The 683-nt window shown below is 44.1% G+C and carries 1 protein-coding gene; it reads left to right on the top strand.

Going from position 1 to position 683, the window contains the following annotated elements:
- Positions 1-140: 140 nt before the first annotated feature.
- Positions 141-683: DUF4158 domain-containing protein (locus tag AACR11_RS08255; RefSeq protein ID WP_139374606.1), on the top strand; the 543-nt coding region annotated here is incomplete at its 3' end.

Below are 683 nucleotides of genomic sequence, written 5' to 3' on the forward strand. Positions count from 1 at the left end.
TGGGGTTCTAGGGATTTTCCCCTCTAAAAAGACTTAATCCTCTGTAGACCACACCAATAAATGGCTGCGGAGGTGGGTTACTACTTATAAGTGTGGCAAATTAGGTAAATATCGTACATTTAATACGGAACAGCCCTGATATGGCCATCAAAAACGAAATTACTATTCTCACGAGAGCAGAACAGGCAGATCTTTATTCCCCACCCATTTTTTCAATCGAAGAACAACGTCTGTACTTTTCTCTGAACGATGCGGAATTGGCAGTTTTTCGGTCAATTCGTCTCAGAGCTCATAGATGTTACTTTGTCGCGATTTTGGGATACTTCAAATCAAAGCCCGTCATCCTAGATATCGCTTACTCGCAGGTTTCTAAGGATTTAATGTTCATCAGTAAAGAGCTGCTTGGCGGCAAGGGGCTCAGACCATTCACTCCCTCACAAAAACAAAAAGATCGACTCTACGCAAAAGTATTAGACCTTGCTGGTTATCACAAATGGGACGAAAGTCAGCACTTCAATTCTCTTTTCGACCACCTTGTTCAGGTGGGCAATGCCTGGCTGGAGCCGCGTTACCTCTTTGATACTGCTATTGAATTCCTAACCAGTCACAGCATTGCTATCCCTAGGTACACCGTACTCCAGAGACTGATAAGCAGAGCGATGCAGCAGGTCAGAAAAGACCTG

It is taken from the genome of Vibrio sp. L85 (genome assembly GCF_963871815.1).
Taxonomy (GTDB): domain Bacteria; phylum Pseudomonadota; class Gammaproteobacteria; order Enterobacterales; family Vibrionaceae; genus Vibrio; species Vibrio harveyi.